Consider the following 16,433-nt stretch of genomic DNA (forward strand, 5'->3'; position numbering starts at 1 on the left):
CAGTGCGCGACGACCCCTCCGGCACCGTCGGCCGGTCGGCTCTCCTGACCGGGAACCGCCGTCAGCCCCCGGTCACCAGGTCCTTGAGCGCGATGTTGAGCTCCAGGACGTTCACCCGGGGCTCGCCCAGGAAGCCGAGGGTGCGTCCCTCGGTGTGCTCGTCGACCAGCTTCCGGACCCGGGCGACGGACAGGCCGTTCTTCTCGGCGACCCGGTGGACCTGGATCTCCGCGTACCGCGGGGAGATGTCCGGGTCCAGTCCGGAGCCGGAGGAGGTGACGGCGTCGGCGGGCACGTCGGCGGGGCTGACCCGGTGGCCGGGCGTCGAGTTGTCCTTGACGACGGCGGCCTTGGCGGCCGTCACCCAGTCGATGAGGTCCTTGTCGTCGGCGGCGCGGTTGGTTGCGCCGGAGAGGATGAGCTCGTACCGGGTGTTGACGCTGTTGGTGCCGAGGCCGTTGGCCGGGCGGCCCTGGAACCACTTCAGGTCGGGCTCCGGGGTCTCCTGCCCCTTCTTCAGCGGCAGGTTGTACGACTGTCCGATCAACGACGAGCCGACGACCTTGCCGTCCGACTCGATCTCCGAGCCGTTCGCGTTGCCGGGGAAGACGCTTTGGGCGATGCCGGTGACGGCCAGCGGGTAGATCACGCCCGTCACCACCGTCAGCACCAGCAGCGCGCGCAGCCCGGCCCACAGCAACCGGGCGGAATGGGATACCGAGTTGTTCATGGTGTTCAGCCGATCCCGGGGATGAGGGAGAGGAGCAGGTCGATGAGCTTGATGCCGACGAAGGGCGCGACCAGACCGCCGACGCCGTAGACCGTCAGGTTGCGGCGGAGCATCCTGTCCGCGCTCATCGGCCGGTACCGCACGCCCCGCAGGGACAGCGGGACCAGGGCGATGATGATCAGCGCGTTGAAGACGACCGCCGACAGGATGGCGGAGTCCGGTGAGGACAGACCCATGATGTTGAGCCGGTCCAGGCCCGGATACACGGCCGCGAACAGCGCCGGGATGATCGCGAAGTACTTCGCGACGTCGTTGGCGAGGGAGAACGTCGTCAACGCGCCCCAGGTGATGAGCAGTTGCTTGCCGATCTCGACGATCTCGATGAGCTTGGTCGGGTCGGAGTCGAGGTCGACCATGTTGCCGGCCTCCTTCGCGGCCGACGTGCCCGTGTTCATCGCCACGCCTACGTCGGCCTGGGCCAGCGCGGGGGCGTCGTTGGTGCCGTCGCCGGTCATCGCGACGAGCTTGCCGCCGGCCTGCTCCCGCTTGATGAGCGCCATCTTGTCCTCGGGGGTGGCCTCCGCGAGGAAGTCGTCGACCCCGGCCTCCTCGGCGATGGCCTTCGCCGTGAGCGGGTTGTCGCCCGTGATCATGACGGTCTTGATGCCCATCCGGCGCAGTTCCTCGAACCGCTCGCGCATGCCGTCCTTGACGACGTCCTTGAGGTGGATGACGCCGAGCACGCGGGCACCGTCGGCGTCCTCGACCGCGACCAGCAGCGGTGTGCCGCCCGCGCCGGCTATCCGGTCGGAGAGCGCGCCCGCGTCCTCGGACGCCGTGCCGCCCCGCTCCCGGACCCAGGCGAGGACCGACCCGGCCGCGCCCTTGCGGATCCTGCGGCCGTCGACGTCCACGCCCGACATCCGGGTCTGGGCGGTGAAGGCGATCCACTCGGCGCCGGACAGCTCGCCCTGCCGGCGCTCCCGCAGCCCGTACCGCTCCTTCGCCAGGACGACGACGGAGCGGCCCTCCGGCGTCTCGTCGGCCAGCGACGACAGCTGGGCGGCGTCGGCGAGTTCGGCCTCCGTGGTGCCGCGCACCGGCACGAACTCGGCGGCCCGGCGGTTGCCGAGGGTGATGGTGCCGGTCTTGTCGAGCAGCAGGGTCGAGACGTCGCCCGCGGCCTCCACGGCCCGGCCGGACATGGCCAGGACGTTGCGCTGCACCAGCCGGTCCATGCCAGCGATGCCGATCGCCGACAGCAGCGCGCCGATCGTGGTGGGGATGAGACAGACCAGCAGCGCCACGAGTACGACCATCGTCGGACGCGTGCCCGCGTAGCCGGCGAACGGCGGCAGCGTGGCGACCGCAAGCAGGAAGGCGATCGTGAGGGAGGCGAGCAGGATGTTCAGCGCGATCTCGTTGGGCGTCCGCTGCCGGGCCGCGCCCTCGACCAGGTTGATCATCCGGTCGATGAAGGTCTCGCCCGGCTTCGTGGTGATCCGGACGACGATCCGGTCGGAGAGGACCTTCGTGCCGCCGGTGACGGCGCTGCGGTCACCGCCCGACTCCCGGATGACGGGAGCCGATTCACCGGTGATCGCCGACTCGTCGACGCTCGCGACGCCCTCGACGACGTCACCGTCACCCGGGACGACATCGCCGGCCTCGCAGACGACCAGGTCACCGATACGCAGTGCGGTGCCGGGCACCCGCTCCTCGCGGTCCCCCACGAGCCGCCGGGCGACGGTGCCGGTCCTGGCCTTGCGCAGGGTGTCGGCCTGGGCCTTGCCCCGGCCCTCGGCGACCGCCTCCGCGAGGTTGGCGAAGACCACGGTCAGCCACAGCCAGGCGCTGATGGTCCAGCCGAACCGGTCGCCCGGGTCCTTGACGGAGAAGACGGTGGTGAGCAGGGAGCCGACCCACACCACGAACATCACGGGCGACTTGACCATCACCCGCGGATCGAGCTTGCGGAAGGCGTCCGGCAACGCCCCGAGGAGCTGCCGGGGGTCGAACAGGCCCGCGGCGGCACGGCCCTGGGCCTGGTGACCGGTCGGCGCGTCCCGGTGGGGCGCCCGGGTCGGGGCGGCTGTGGACATCGTGTCCTCTTGCTTGGTCGCGTCGGTCGTCATGACGCCAGCCCTTCGGCGAGCGGTCCCAGCGCGAGTGCCGGGAAGTAGGTCAGGCCGGTGATGATCAGGATCGCTCCCACCAACAGGCCCGTGAACAGCGGTTTCTCGGTGCGCAGGGTGCCGGACGTCGCCGGGACCGGCCGCTGCTCGGCGAGCGAGCCGGCCAGCGCCAGCACGAACACCATCGGCAGGAAACGGCCGAGGAGCATCGCCACGCCCAGGGTGCTGTTGAACCACTGCGTGTCGGCGTTCAGCCCGGCGAAGGCCGAGCCGTTGTTGTTGGACGCCGAGGTGTAGGCGTAGAGGATCTCGGAGAAGCCGTGCGCGCCGGAGTTGGTCATCGAGTCGCCCGGAGTGGGCAGCGCCATCGCCGCGGCGGTGAGGACGAGCACCAGGGCCGGGGTGATCAGGATGTAGCAGGCCGCGAACTTGATCTCGCGGGTGCCGATCTTCCTGCCCAGGTACTCGGGCGTGCGGCCGACCATGAGGCCGGCGACGAACACCGCGATGACCGCCATGACCAGCATGCCGTAGAGGCCTGAGCCGGTGCCGCCGGGCGCGATCTCGCCCAGCATCATGCCGAGCAGGGTGATGCCGCCGCCGAGGCCGGTGAAGGAGGAGTGGAAGGAGTCCACCGCGCCGGTCGAGGTGAGCGTCGTCGACACCGCGAAGAGGGACGAGGAACCGACCCCGAAGCGGAGCTCCTTGCCCTCCATCGCACCCCCGGCGAGCTGGAGCGCCGGACCGTGGTGGGCGAACTCGGTCCACATCATCAGGGCGACGAAAGCGGCCCAGACGGTGGCCATGGTCGCGAGGATCGCGTACCCCTGCCGGACCGAGCCGACCATGATGCCGAAGGTGCGGGTCAGCGCGACCGGGACGACCAGCAGCAGGAAGATCTCGAAGAGGTTCGTGAACGGGGTCGGGTTCTCGAAGGGGTGGGCGGAGTTGGCGTTGAAGTAGCCGCCGCCGTTGGTGCCCAGCTCCTTGATGGCCTCCTGCGAGGCGACCGCACCGCCGTTCCACTGCTGCGAGTCGCCGAGGAACTGGCCGACCTCGTGGATGCCGGAGAAGTTCTGGATCGCGCCGCAGGCGACCAGCACGATCGCGGCGACGGCCGCGCCCGGCACCAGGATCCGGACGGTGCCGCGGACCAGGTCGGACCAGAAGTTGCCGAGCTCACCGGTCCGCGAGCGGGCGAACCCCCGCACCAGCGCCACCGCGACGGCGATCCCGACGGCCGCGGAGACGAAGTTCTGCACGGCCAGACCGGCCGTCTGCACGACGTGGCCCATGGCCTGCTCGCCGTAGTACGACTGCCAGTTGGTGTTGGTGACGAAGGAGGCGGCGGTGTTGAACGCCTGGTCCGGGTCGATCGACTTGAAGCCCAGCGACAGCGGCAGCACGCCCTGGAGGCGCTGGAGCAGATACAGGAAGAGGACGCCGGCCGCCGAGAAGGCCAGCACCGCTCGCAGATAGGCGGGCCAGCGCATCTCGGTGTCCGGGTCGGCACCGATGCCCCGGTAGATCCACCTCTCGACGCGCCAGTGCCGGCCGGAGGAGTAGACCCGGGCCATGTAGCCGCCGAGAGGGATGTAGGCGAGCGCGAGCGCCGCCACGAGGGCCAGCATCTGGAGTATGCCGGCGAGTACGGGACCCATGGCCGCTCAGAACCTCTCCGGGAAGATCAGGGCGAGGATCAGATAGCCCAGGAGGGCGACGGCCACGACGAGGCCGACGGTGTTCTCGGCGGTCACAGCTTGGTCACCCCCCTGGCGACGAGGGCCACCAGCGCGAAGACCGCGACCGTGGTGACGACGAAGGCCAGATCGGCCATCGCGAACTCCTTGAAGGGTTCGGACGAGATTCGGACAGGTCGAGACAACACCGTCCGTGGCCGGGAACGGCCGTCGTTGACGCTTCCCTGACGGGGACGCCCACGCCTTTGACGCGGCCCTTACGGGCGACGGCCGGCGGTGGGGTCCTCAGCGGGCCGGGACCGGGTCAGGAGAGCTCCTGCTCGGCCCAGATGATCTTTCCGTCGGCCGTGTACCGGACGCCCCACCGGTGGGCGAGCTGCGCCACCAGGAAGAGGCCGCGGCCCCCCTCGTCCGTGACCCGGGCGTGCCGCAACCGCGGGGCCGTACTGCTGGCGTCGGAGACCTCGCAGGTCAGGCGGGCGTCGAGGATCAGCCGCAGCCGGATCGGCGGCGTGGCGTAGCGCACGGCGTTGGTGACGAGCTCGCTCACGATGAGCTCGGACATCATGGCGAGATCGCCCAGCCCCCAGGCCTCCACCTGCCGGGTGGCGCGGGCCCGGATGTCGGCGACGGCGGCCGGGTCCACCGGCACCTCCCAGGACACGACGTGGTCGGCGCCGAGGGCGTGGGTGCGCGCCAGGAGCAGGGCGACGTCGTCGGGCCGGGGCACGGGCACGAGCCGGCGCACCGCCGAGGTGCACAGGGTCTCCAGGTCGGCGTCGGAGCGGGCCAGCACCTCGCCGAGCCGGGTCATGCCCTCCTCGATGTCCCGGCCGCCTCCCTCCACGAGCCCGTCGGTGTAGAGACCGATGAGGCTGTTCTCGGCCAGCTCGATCTCGGTGGACTCGAACGCCATGCCGCCGAGTCCCAGCGGCGGACCGGGCGGGGGCTCCGGGAACGTGACCTGCCCGTCGGGGCCGACGACGACGGGCGGCGGGTGACCGGCCCTGGCCATCGTGCACCGCCGGGTGACCGGATCGTAGACGGCGTACAGGCAGGTGGCCCCCAGGAAGGCGGTGGCGCCCTGGTGGGCGGCCCCTTCGTCGGCCCGGTCCGCGCCGGTCCGTTCCGCGCTCAGCCGGATCACGAGGTCGTCGAGGTGGGCCAGCAGCTCGTCGGGGGGCAGCTCCATGTCGGCGAGGGTCTGTACCGCGGTGCGCAGCCGGCCCATGGTCGCCGCGGCGGCGATGCCGTGCCCCACCACGTCGCCGACGACGAGGGCCACCCGGGCCCCGGACAGCGGGATGACGTCGAACCAGTCGCCGCCCACCCCGTCCGTGGGGTCCGCCGGCAGATAGGAGGAGGCCAGCTCCAGTGCCGTTCCGCCCGCCAGGGCGTGCGGCAGCAGGCTGCGCTGAAGGGTGACGGCCGCCGTGTGTTCCCGGGTGTAGCGGCGGGCGTTGTCGACGCACAGCGCCGCCCGCGCCACCAGCTCCCGGGCCAGCAGGACGTCGTCGGACCGGAACGACACGGGGTTGACGGACCGGACGAAGGTGGCGAGGCCCAGCGCGGTGTTGCGCGCCCGCATCGGCACGGAGATGAGCGAGTGCAGGCCGAACTCGCGGATGCTCACGATCCGTTCGGGCTGTTCGGTGTTCCAGAGGTCGTCGCCGGGGTCGAGCACGGGGATGAGGATCGGCTCGCCGTCGATGAGCAGGCCTGCGTCGTGCGGCGGCGGAAGGAAGTCGACCCGGTCGCCGATCCGGGCCACGGCCTCGGGGCAGCCCTCGCGCACCGAGGCCATCCCGGCGCGCCGCATCACCGGCCGCGCGGGCGCGGGTCCCGCGTCGGTCAGCCAGGCCCCGTGGCCCTCGGTGCTGAGCACCGGCTCCAGGAGGTCGACGATGACGAAGTCCGCGAATCCGGGGACGGTGAAGTCGGCGAGCTCCTGGGCCGTGCGCATCACGTCCAAGGTGGTGCCGACACGCGTCCCGGCCTCGTTGACCAGCGACAGGAGCCGGCGGGCGTGCCACCGCTCGGTGACGTCCTGGACCATGTAGCAGACCCCGGTGACGGAGTCGTCGTCACCCAGCAGCGGGAAGAACGACGTGGAGTAGGCGTGCCGGCGGTGCGGATCGGCCCAGCTCCAACCCAGGTACTCGTAGTCGGTGACCGGGACCCCGGTCTCCAGCACCTTGCGCATCAGTGACTCGATGGCCACCGCCTGGAGTCCGGGCAGCAGATCGCTCAGCCGGCGCCCCAGGCGCTGATCGCGGGGCACCCCGCCGAAGCGCTCCAGCGTGTCGTTCAGCCACACATAGCGCAGCTCCAGGTCCATCACGGCCATCCCGACCGGGGAACGGGTCAGGAACCCGTCGAGGACGGACTGGCCGACCGCCCACTGCTCGCTCCGTCGGCGCGCCGAGAGCAGGAAGCACTCGTCGTCGCCGATCCGGAAGGCGGCGGAGACCCGCAGATCGACGTCGACGGCGCGGCCGTCGCGGTGCCGTACGGAGATGACACCGCTCCACCCCATCCCGCCCCGGCAGCGCGTCGCGACCGCGGCCACCCGTGCCGGATCCCGGTCCATCGCCACCAGCTTCGCGGCCGGGTGGCCGACGACGTCCGACGCCGGGTGGCCGAGCAGTGCTTCCGCGCCCCGTGTCCAGCCGACGACCAGGCCGGCCGCGGACACGATCGCCGCCGCGTCGGTGGACGCGTCGAGGAGGTCGCGCGGTCCCGCGGGCGTCGGGGCGTCGAATGCTTCTCGCGCAGGTTCCATGGGTTCCCGTCCTCTACACGACCCATGGTGCTGCTTGTCCGCCCGATGCGCACGGCGCCGTCGGCCCGGCCCGCGGGCCCCCGGTTTCCCGCACGCGCAAGCAGAGGCAGCATGGAGGTACAGGAGGAGGCTCCGCGATGACAGCCGAACCCATCGGGTCGGACGGGGACGCGTACCACCCCGACACGCCCGCGCCCACCGGTCTGCTGGACGTGCTGAGCGTGTCCGCGCTGGTCATCGACATCGACGGACGCATCGTGTTCTGGAGCCCCCAGGCGGAGGATCTCTTCGGCTACACCGCGCAGGAGGCCCTCGGCAAGTACGCGGCGCGGCTGCTGATCCACCCCGAGCACCTCCAGTCCGTGGTGCGGCTGTTCGCGGATGTGCTGGAGACCGGCCGGAGCTGGGCCGGTGCCTTCCCCATCCGGCACAAGGACGGCAGCACCCGGCTGATGGAGTTCCGCAACATGCGGCTCCAGGACGATCTCGGGGACGTCTACGCCCTGGGCATCGCCGCCGACCACGATCTGCTCCAGCGCGTCGAGACCGATCTGGCGCTGTGCGAGCGGCTGATCAGCCAGTCGCCGATCGGGCTGGCCCTGCTGGACCCGGACCTGCGCTATCTCCTGGTCAACCCGGCGCTGGAACGCATCGACGGCATCCCCGCCGAGGACCATGTCGGGCGTCGTCTGCGGGAGGCGATGCCCCTTCCCGACATCGACACCATCGAGTCCGCCCTGCGGCAGGTGCTCACGACCGGCACCCCGCTGCTCGACCAGTACCACGTGGGCCGCCCACCGACCGACCCCGATCACGAGCACGCCTGGTCCCTCTCCTTCTACCGTCTGGAGGATCCCGGTGGGCGGGTACTGGGCGCGGCCGCCTCGGTCGTCGACGTCACCGAACGGCACCGGGCCGCCGCGGAGGCCGACCGGGCCCGGCGGCGCCTCGCCCTCATCGCGGAGGCCTCGACCCGGGTCGGCACCTCGCTGGAGGTGGACCGGACCGCGCGGGAGCTGGCCGAGATCGCGGTCCCGCAGCTCGCCGACGTGGTCGCCGTGGACATCCTCGACTCCGCCCTGGCCTGCCGCCGCTCACGCCGGCCGGACAACGGCGCGGAGCTGTTCCGCGCCCTCGCGCTGAAGGCGGCCCACCCGACCGTGGCGCTGCGGGCCGCCGACCCGCCGGGGGACGTCGCCGCCTATGACGGGGACCGTCTGGTCACCCTGTGTGTGCACACCGGCCGGCCGGTGCTGGTGCGGCACGTCGGCGAGCAGGACATCCCGCGGATCGCCCGTGACGCCGAGGGGGCCGCGCTGCTGGCCAGGGCCGGGGTCCACTCGTACCTCGCGGTGCCGCTGATCGCCCACGGGGAGGTGCTCGGCGCCCTCGACCTCAAGCGCACCCGCAATCCGCTGCCGTTCGACGAGGACGACGTCATCCTGGCCGGTGAACTGGCCGGCCGGGCCGCAGTGGCGATCGACAACGCGCGCTGGTTCCAGAGCGTGCGCAACACCGCCCTCACCCTCCAGCGCAGTCTGCTGCCCGACCACGCGCCGCAGCACACCGGTCTGGAACTGGCCTCCCGATACCAGCCCGCCCAGGCGACCAGCGAGGTCGGCGGCGACTGGTACGACGTCATCCCGCTGACCGACGACAAGACCGCGCTGGTCGTCGGGGACGTCATGGGCAACGGCATCGACGCGGCCGCCACCATGGGCCGGCTGCGCACCGCGACCTGCGCCTACGCGGATCTCGACCTCGAGCCCGGCGACGTGCTGCGGCACCTGGACAAGATCACCTGCGACCTGGAGCACTACATCGTGACCTGCCTGTACGCGGTGTACGACCCCCGTACCCGGCAGTGCCGCATCGCGAACGCGGGCCACATGCCGCCCGCGCTGGCCGGTCCCGGCCGTGCTCCGACGCTGCTCGACCTGCCGCCCGGCGCCCCGCTCGGGGTGGGCGGCGTCGATTTCGAGACCACGACGGTCGAGCTCACCCCCGGCGATCTGCTGGTCCTGTACACGGACGGCCTGGTGGAGACCCGTCTGCACCCCATCGACGACCGCCTGGCCGTCCTCCTCAGCTTCCTGGACGAGCCCGGCCGTGCCCTGGAGGAGATCTGCGACCTGCTGCTCCACGGCCTGCGCCACCCCGACGACCACGACGACGTCGCTTTGCTCATCGCGCGGACCCCGTAGCGGGCTCGTCGGCGAGGACCAGCCCCGCGATGTGGGCGGTGACCGTGTCGAGGATGTCGGTCCAGGCGTCCGCGTCGCCGAGCACGAGGTAGTTGAGGGTCAGTCCGTCGGTCATGGCGGCGAGATAGCGGGCCAGCACGGGGACGGGTACGCGCAGCCGGAGGTCCGTGCCGCTGCGGAGCTGCTCGATGAGTTCCGCGTAGGCGTCGCCGTACAACGCGTACTGCCGCCGGGCCAGGTGCTCGAATCCCGGCTCGCGCAGGGCGTACTGGGTGAGTTCGTAGGTCAGCATGTGCTCGTCGGGGTGGGCGCGGACGTGGTCCCAGTACGCCTGGAAGCCGGCCCGGACGGTCTCCTCGAGGGTGGCCCTGGGCCGCAGCGCGTCCTTCACGACGCTCACCGAGTGGTCGGTGAGCGTCGTGATGACGGACTCGACGAGGGCCTGCTTGGAGTCGAAGCAGTAGTGGAAGACGCTCAGGGACACCCCGGCCTCGGCGGCGATGGACCGGGTGGTCGTCCTCGGGACGCCGTCCCGGGCCATCGCTCTGATCGCCGCTTCCGTCAGCTGCAGGCGCCGCTGCGCCGACGGCATCCGTGCCATGTGTGTCCCCCCGTGGCCGACTGCTAGGCGCTGTGGACGCCCACTTCGTACAGCGAGTATCCCCAGTCCGTGCCCCGGTCCAGGCCGTGCACCCGGACCCAGCGGGCGGGGGTGCCGGTGAATCCGGCCGTGTCCAGGCCGCCGTCGCCGGAGGTGGTGGACCACGCGGTCGTCCAGTGGGTGCCGTCGGTGGAGAGTTCGACGCGGTACGACGTGCCGTAGGCGCGCTCCCAGTCGAGGGTGACCCGGGAGACCAGGTGGGTGGATCCCAGGTCGACCTGCCACCACTGGTCGTCGCTCCAGTCGCTGGCCCAGCGGCTGGCGTCGTCGCCGTCCACGGCCCGGCCGGGCCGGTAGCTGGTGAACGGGTTGTACTCGGCCGAACTCGCTGTGGCGGCACGGCCCTCGGCGAGGTTCACCGAGGCCTGGTGGCGCTCGGTGGAGCCCCAGGTGCCGAGGTAGGACTCGGCGCCCCGGAAGAGGTCGTCGACCACGTCCTGGCCGGCGACGAGCCGGATGTCCTCGATCCAGTCGGGGACCAGACCCACCTCGGCGCCGCCGTCGGTGTTGAAGTCGAAGGTGCGGGTGCCGACGGTCTGGCGGTCGATGACGGAGCCGCCGTCGACACTCTTGAAGGGGTAGGTGACCTTGTTCGGGGCGTCGGCCCCGCGCGGGGCGGGGTGGTCGCCGACGCCGTTGAAGTCGGTGCCGAAGCCGTAGCCCACGCCGTACTTCTCACGCAGCGCGTCGGTGCGCCCGGCCTCGGCGCCGAACGCCGCGGAGCCGTGCATGTACTGGGCGACGAAGCCGCCGAGGGAGTAGACCCGCTCGGTCCAGTTCAGGTCCATCCAGCTGTGCGAGGACAGCACGCCGGGGTAGTCCGCTGCCTCGAAGATGTCGAGCACCCGGCCGGTGGCCTTGACGCTCATGTGGTCGATCTCGAGCATCATCTTGCGCTTCATCATGCCGCGTACGGCGTACTCGCCCAGGGCGGTGAGCCCGCGGGTGTTGCACCGGGCGTCCGCGTCGTACGAGGGGACCTCCGTGCCCGCCGGCAGGTCCGCCTCCGCCGCGGAGGCGGCGGTGCCGATCGGGTTGTCGTGCTGCGGCCCGGTGCACTTCTCGGTCTGCCAGAAGGTGCCGGTGGACAGGAACTGGCCGACGTTGATGGCCGTGCCGAGGCCGCCCTCGTCGAAGCGGACGCCGCACAGCGCGTTGTCGAACTTGTGGCACAGGAACATGCTGCGCACGCCCAGCGCGTACAGCTCGTCGAGTCCCTTGTCGACGTCGGCCTGACCGCACTGCGCGATGTCGAGGATCTGCTTGCAGCCGAACGGTTCGGAGGTCTCGACGCCCAGGACGACCGCCAGCTTGCCCTGCTTGATCACCTCGCGCGCCTGGGTGCTGTCCAGGACGATCCGGAACCAGCCCTTGCCGGTGCCGCCGTACATCTTGTCGATGTAGGCCTGGAGGTCGTACGTCAGCTTCGCCTGGAGGCGGATCGACGTCATCTCGTCACAACTGCGGTCCTTGAACGGGTAGACGGAGCAGATCATGCCGTTGGTGACGAGGTCGTTGACGAGTACCCGCTGCCCGCCGCGCCAGGCGCGCTCCACCCAGGCGTAGTAGTTCGCCTGATGGGTCATCGAGTCGTAGGCGGGCCAGTCCTCGAAGCTCGGCCAGCCGACCGGATCGTGCTTGCCGTCGCCGCCGTGGGTGATGTAGTCGAAGAGCGCGAGCGAGCCGTCGGGGTAGTGCTCGGGACAGTCCTTGAGCGCGTCGGCGACCCCGGCCTCGGAGAACACCTTGCCGCAGATGAGCCGGCCGCCGAAGGCCGCGTCGGAGAACAGGTGGTTGTGCGCGTCGACGAACCCGCGCACATCGCCCGCCGCGTCGGTGCCGGTGAACGGCTCGCCGGTGACATCGATCCGGGAGTCGGGGGCCGGCCTGGCCTTCGGTGTCCACCAGTCCGCGCCGGCCGCCGAGCTCGGGGTGGGGCCGAGGGCCGTGGCGAGCACGAGGAGGAGCAGCGAGACGACGGTGATGCCCCGGCGTCTGCGGTACGGGCGTCCGGTCATGGTCACAGCCCACGTCCCTCGGTCGGCGGGAAAGCGCGGTCGACGAGGGCTTTTTGAACGCCCATGAACTTGTCATGACCGGCGCAAGATAGTGGGACGAGGATCGCGAGAGATGCCGACCGAGTCAAGGGTCCGGGACGCTTGACCTGATGGGGGTTCAGCGCGGACGTCCAGACGGAGACCCAGGTTTTGAACACGTTCAAATAAGGAGTAGGGTCCCCTTCGGACAACGAGGGGGTCTTTCGCGTGAAGATCGTGCTACCCGGTGGGACCGGACAGGTGGGGACCGTGCTGCGCCGCGCGCTGACCGCGGCCGGACACGAGGTCGCGGTGCTGAGCAGAAGCCCCGCCGGCCCCGGCGAGATCCTGTGGGACGGCCGCACCCCCGGCCCCTGGACCGAGGTGATCGACGGCAGTGACGTCGTGGTCGGCCTGGCCGGCCGCAGCGTCAGCTGCCGGTACACCCCGGACAACCTGCGGGCGATGATGGACTCACGGGTGGACTCGGCCCGGGTCGTCGGCCGGGCGATCGCCGCGGCGCAGCGGCCGCCGCGGGTCTGGCTCCAGATGAGCACCGCCACCGTCTACGCCCACCGGTTCGACGCCCCCAACGACGAGGCCACCGGCGTGCTCGGCGGAGCCGAGACCGGCGTCCCCGAGTACTGGAGCCGGAGCGTGGACATCGCGACCGCCTGGGAACGGGAGCAGGAGATCGCCGAGACCCCGAACACCCGCAAGGTGGCCCTGCGGGCCGCGATGGTGATGAGCCCCGACCGGGGCGGGGTGTTCGACGTCCTGTCGCGGCTCGCCCGGCTCGGCCTCGGCGGCCCGGTGGCGGGCGGCCGTCAGTACGTGTCCTGGATCCACGACCACGACTTCGTCCGCGCGGTGGAGTTCCTCGTCGGTCGGGACGACCTCGCCGGACCCGTGAACCTGGCCGCGCCGACCCCTCTCCCCCACCGCGCGTTCATGCGCGCGCTGCGCGGCGCGTGGCGGGTCCCGGTCGGCCTGCCCGCGACGAGGTGGATGGCGGAGATCGGCGCGTTCGCCCTGCGCTCGGACACCGAACTGCTCCTCAAGAGCCGGCGCGTGGTCCCCGGCCGGCTGCTCGACGCGGGCTTCGCCTTCGACCACCCCGAGTGGCCGGAGGCCGCCGACGACCTCGTACGACGGGTGCGAGGCCGCTGACGGGCCGCGCGGACGTGCACAGGGGTCACGTCCGCGCGGCTGATCTCGGCAGGCGTCAGCCCGCGGCGCGGACGGCGTCCAGGATCAGGTCCGCGACCGCCTTCGGCTGGGACACCGCGACGGCGTGCGAGGCGCCGTCGATCTCGACGACCGTGGCCCCGGCGCGCTGGGCGCCGAAGCGCTCGACCTCGGGATTGATGGCCTCGTCCGCACCGGCGATCAGCGCCCAGGACGGCTTGGTCTGCCAGGCGGCCGCGGCGGCGGTCTCCTCGAACGCGGCGGCGGCCAGCGGGCGCTGGGAGGCGGCCAGGATCTTGGTGACGCCGGCGGGGAGATCGGCGGCGAACACCGACGGGAAGGCGTCCTCGGCGATGGTGACCTCGACGGCCGGCTCGCCGCCCGGCACCGGGTACGTCCACTGCTTGAGGTTGCTGACCAGCGTGGAGAGCGGGAAGCGGCCCTGGAGCTCGCCGAGGCTCTCGCCCTCCGCCAGCGCGTAGGCGGCGACGTAGACGAGGCCGACCACGTTCTCCGCGGTGCCGGCCACCGTGATGAGGGCGCCGCCGTAGGAGTGGCCGACGAGGATCACGGGGCCGTCGATCTGGGCGACGACGGACGCGACGTACGCCGCGTCGGAGGCGAGACCGCGCAGCGGGTTCGGCGGGGCGATCACGGGGACGCCGTGGCCCTGGAGTTCGGAGATGACGCCGGACCAGCTGGCCGCGTCCGCGAACGCGCCGTGGACCAGGACGACGGTGGGGGTGCTCATGAGGAAAGGTCTCCCGGAGATCAGGCGTGCAGGGCGTCGCGCAGGGTGCCGACGGCGAGCGTGATGGCGGCCTCGGCGGCGTAGGTCGGGCGCAGCGCGTTCAGCATCACGAAGTCGTGGATGATGCCCTGGAAGCGCACCGCGGTGACCGGGACCCCGGCCGCGCGCAGCTTGTTCGCGTAGGCCTCGCCCTCGTCGCGCAGCACGTCGGCCTCGCCGGTGATGACCAGGGCCGGGGGCAGGTCCGCGAGCTGCTCGGTGGTGGCGCGCAGCGGGGACGCGGTGATCTGGGCGCGCTCGGCCTCGTCGGTCGTGTACTGGTCCCAGAACCACTGCATGCCGTCGCGGCGCAGGAAGTAGCCCTCGGCGAACTGGTGGTAGGAGCCCGTGTCGAAGCTCGCGTCGGTGACCGGGTAGAAGAGCACCTGCTGCACCAGCGGGACGCCGCCGCGCTCCTTGGCCATCAGGGTGAGGGCGGCGGTCATGTTGCCGCCGACGGAGTCACCGGCGACGGCGATGCGCGTGGCGTCTAGGCCCTGGGACGCGCCCTCCTCGACGATCCACCGGGCGACCGCGAAGTTCTGCTCGATGGCGACCGGGTAACGGGCCTCGGGCGAGAGGTCGTACTCGGGGAAGACGACCGCGGCCTCGGCACCGACGGCGAGCTCGCGCACCAGCCGGTCGTGGGTGTGGGCGTTGCCGAACACCCAGCCCGCGCCGTGGATGTAGAGGATGACCGGCAGGGTGCCCTCGGCACCGGCCGGCTTGACGATCCGCGCACGGACGCTGCCCGTGGGACCGCCGGAGACGGTGACCCACTCCTCGTCGACCGCGGGCTTGTGGATCTCACCGGACTGGACCTCGTCGACGGCCTTGCGCCCCTCCGCCGGCGGCAGGTCGAAGAGGTACGGCGGGTTGGCGGTCGCCTCGGCGAACGCCGCGGCCTCGGGTTCGAGCACCGGCGTGACCGGCTCGACGACGTCGGACATGACATCTCCTGCTGTATTCGATGTGCGTGGTCTTGCTCCGTCACGCTAATTCCGCCGGGCGGACCGTATGTGTCCACCCGTGCACCGACGCTGTGCTGACAGTGCACAGAAAGCGCTTGAGCGGTGCGCGCGGAATCGAATTCCCCGGGCCGTGCGTGGAAATTCGAGAATACGATCGCGTCACCGATGGTGAACAGCCGGGAAAGCGGGCCGCATTCAGCGGTGAGCGCTTCGCGCGCCACGCCCCGCGGAGTCCCGCCATTCCCGCGGTGACATGCCGTAGGCGGACCGGAAGACCCGGCTGAAGTGCGTCGCGCTGAGGAAACCCCAGCGGGCGGCCACGGCCGCGATGGTCCGGCCACCGCGGCCGTGCCGCAGCAGATCGCGCCGGCACTCCTCCAGGCGGCGGCGCAGAATCCACCGGCCCACGGTGGTGTCCTCGTCCTTGAACAGCTTGTGCAGATAACGCACGGAGATGTGGTGGGCCCGCGCGATGACTTCCGGGGACAGATCCGGGTCGGTCAGGTGCAGTTCGACGTACTCCAGGACCCGCCCCAGTACCGGGGAACGCGCGCCGGAATCGCTGGGTGCCCCGGGCCTGCCGTGGGCCGCGTTCGCTCCCGCCGCTCCGGGCGTCCCCGGTGCCGCGGTGCCCAACTGCTCGGCGGCGAGGGTCGCCAGGAGGTTCACCGCGTTCCAGGCGAGCATCTCGCCGACCGGCGGGCGGGCCTCGGCCGTGGCGCGGGCCAGGTCGGACAGCAGCGGCGACAGCAGGGCGCCGAGCCGGGAGGCCCGGGTGACCGGTGTCGGTGCGAGCCGCCGTACATCGGAGTCCGCCAGGCCCAGCAGGTGGGCCGGGACGAGGAACGTGGTCGCCCGGAACGGCTCGCGGAAGTCGAGCGCGGGCGCGCGGTGGACATCGTAGAAACAGACGTCCCCGGGCGCCAGCCGCAGGCCGGGGCCGTCGAACGGCTCGTCCGCGGCGGGCGGGCAGGCGGCGGCACCGGGCCGGTCGCCGTCCCGCAGGCCGACGAAGAGGTACTCGCCGCCCTCCCGGGCGAGCAGCCGGTGCGCGGGATGCGGCGAGGCCTCGCCCGGCAGCCGGGCGGGTGTGTCCTCGCCGGTCGTGATCTCGACGCCCAGGGGTGTCCGGTAGCCGGACGTGTCGAGGGTGCGGGCGCTGTCACAGGTGCTGGTGCTGGTAGTGGGCATCTTCCGCCGTAGCCTCCGGGGACCGTCCATCACGTCGTTCGGACG

At 71.6% G+C, this 16,433-nt stretch carries 13 protein-coding genes; 2 read left to right on the forward strand and 11 right to left on the reverse strand.

Translation table 11 applies throughout. The annotated features are described in order from the left end of the window. Nucleotides 1-61: 61 nt before the first annotated feature. The 6 genes from AOQ37_RS22165 to AOQ37_RS22185 all read right to left on the reverse strand — a co-directional run bounded on the left by AOQ37_RS22165 (nucleotide 62) and on the right by AOQ37_RS22185 (nucleotide 7,347). On the reverse strand, nucleotides 62-730 hold the full coding sequence (locus AOQ37_RS22165; protein WP_062646344.1) for a potassium-transporting ATPase subunit C: 669 nt from the start codon (nucleotides 728-730) through the stop codon (nucleotides 62-64). A 5-nt stretch (nucleotides 731-735) separates the two neighbouring features. After that, on the reverse strand, nucleotides 736-2,865 hold the full coding sequence (gene kdpB / locus AOQ37_RS22170) for a potassium-transporting ATPase subunit KdpB (RefSeq protein WP_234436981.1): 2,130 nt from the start codon (nucleotides 2,863-2,865) through the stop codon (nucleotides 736-738). Then, nucleotides 2,862-4,526, reverse strand: a complete 1,665-nt coding sequence (kdpA, locus tag AOQ37_RS22175) for a potassium-transporting ATPase subunit KdpA (protein ID WP_062646345.1) — start codon at nucleotides 4,524-4,526, stop codon at nucleotides 2,862-2,864. Before kdpA ends, kdpB begins: the two co-directional genes overlap by 4 nt. A gap of 6 nt (nucleotides 4,527-4,532) precedes the next feature. After that, nucleotides 4,533-4,622, reverse strand: coding sequence for a K(+)-transporting ATPase subunit F (kdpF, locus tag AOQ37_RS22180; protein WP_062646346.1), 90 nt, complete (start codon nucleotides 4,620-4,622; stop codon nucleotides 4,533-4,535). Next, nucleotides 4,619-4,750: a hypothetical protein gene (locus AOQ37_RS41860; RefSeq protein WP_267888020.1), complete on the reverse strand. Its 132-nt coding sequence runs from the start codon at nucleotides 4,748-4,750 to the stop codon at nucleotides 4,619-4,621. The genes kdpF and AOQ37_RS41860 overlap by 4 nt, the downstream gene beginning before the upstream one ends. A 119-nt stretch (nucleotides 4,751-4,869) precedes the next feature. Beyond that, nucleotides 4,870-7,347 carry a SpoIIE family protein phosphatase gene (locus AOQ37_RS22185; RefSeq protein ID WP_062646347.1) on the reverse strand — a complete coding sequence of 826 codons (2,478 nt, stop codon included), beginning with the start codon at nucleotides 7,345-7,347 and terminating at the stop codon, nucleotides 4,870-4,872. 137 nt (nucleotides 7,348-7,484) lie between these two features. Here AOQ37_RS22185 and AOQ37_RS22190 point away from each other — a divergent pair, with 137 nt between their 5' ends. Next, entirely contained in the window at nucleotides 7,485-9,551 is a 2,067-nt protein-coding gene (locus tag AOQ37_RS22190; protein WP_062646348.1) for a SpoIIE family protein phosphatase, read from the forward strand. On the opposite strand, the gene AOQ37_RS22195 is transcribed toward AOQ37_RS22190, so the two are convergent. Both AOQ37_RS22195 and AOQ37_RS22200 read right to left on the reverse strand, forming a co-directional pair. After that, entirely contained in the window at nucleotides 9,532-10,152 is a 621-nt protein-coding gene (locus tag AOQ37_RS22195; protein WP_062646349.1) for a TetR/AcrR family transcriptional regulator, read from the reverse strand. The genes AOQ37_RS22190 and AOQ37_RS22195 overlap by 20 nt on opposite strands. Before the next feature lie 23 nt (nucleotides 10,153-10,175). Continuing rightward, on the reverse strand, nucleotides 10,176-12,230 hold the full coding sequence (locus AOQ37_RS22200; RefSeq protein ID WP_062646576.1) for a galactose-binding domain-containing protein: 2,055 nt from the start codon (nucleotides 12,228-12,230) through the stop codon (nucleotides 10,176-10,178). Nucleotides 12,231-12,476: 246 nt separating this feature from the next. Between AOQ37_RS22200 and AOQ37_RS22205 the strand changes: the two genes are divergently transcribed. Then, nucleotides 12,477-13,418 carry a DUF1731 domain-containing protein gene (locus AOQ37_RS22205; RefSeq protein ID WP_062646350.1) on the forward strand — a complete coding sequence of 314 codons (942 nt, stop codon included), beginning with the start codon at nucleotides 12,477-12,479 and terminating at the stop codon, nucleotides 13,416-13,418. Nucleotides 13,419-13,473: 55 nt separating this feature from the next. Here AOQ37_RS22205 and AOQ37_RS22210 read toward each other — a convergent pair whose 3' ends face one another. The 3 genes from AOQ37_RS22210 to AOQ37_RS22220 form a co-directional block, all read right to left on the reverse strand. Further along, nucleotides 13,474-14,187 carry an alpha/beta fold hydrolase gene (locus AOQ37_RS22210; protein ID WP_062646351.1) on the reverse strand — a complete coding sequence of 238 codons (714 nt, stop codon included), beginning with the start codon at nucleotides 14,185-14,187 and terminating at the stop codon, nucleotides 13,474-13,476. A gap of 20 nt (nucleotides 14,188-14,207) precedes the next feature. After that, nucleotides 14,208-15,176, reverse strand: a complete 969-nt coding sequence (locus AOQ37_RS22215; RefSeq protein ID WP_062646352.1) for an alpha/beta hydrolase — start codon at nucleotides 15,174-15,176, stop codon at nucleotides 14,208-14,210. A 216-nt stretch (nucleotides 15,177-15,392) separates the two neighbouring features. After that, nucleotides 15,393-16,388, reverse strand: coding sequence for a helix-turn-helix domain-containing protein (locus AOQ37_RS22220; protein WP_062646353.1), 996 nt, complete (start codon nucleotides 16,386-16,388; stop codon nucleotides 15,393-15,395). Nucleotides 16,389-16,433 lie beyond the last annotated feature (45 nt).

This window comes from Streptomyces maremycinicus, assembly GCF_001184025.1.
Lineage (GTDB): Bacteria > Actinomycetota > Actinomycetes > Streptomycetales > Streptomycetaceae > Streptomyces > Streptomyces maremycinicus.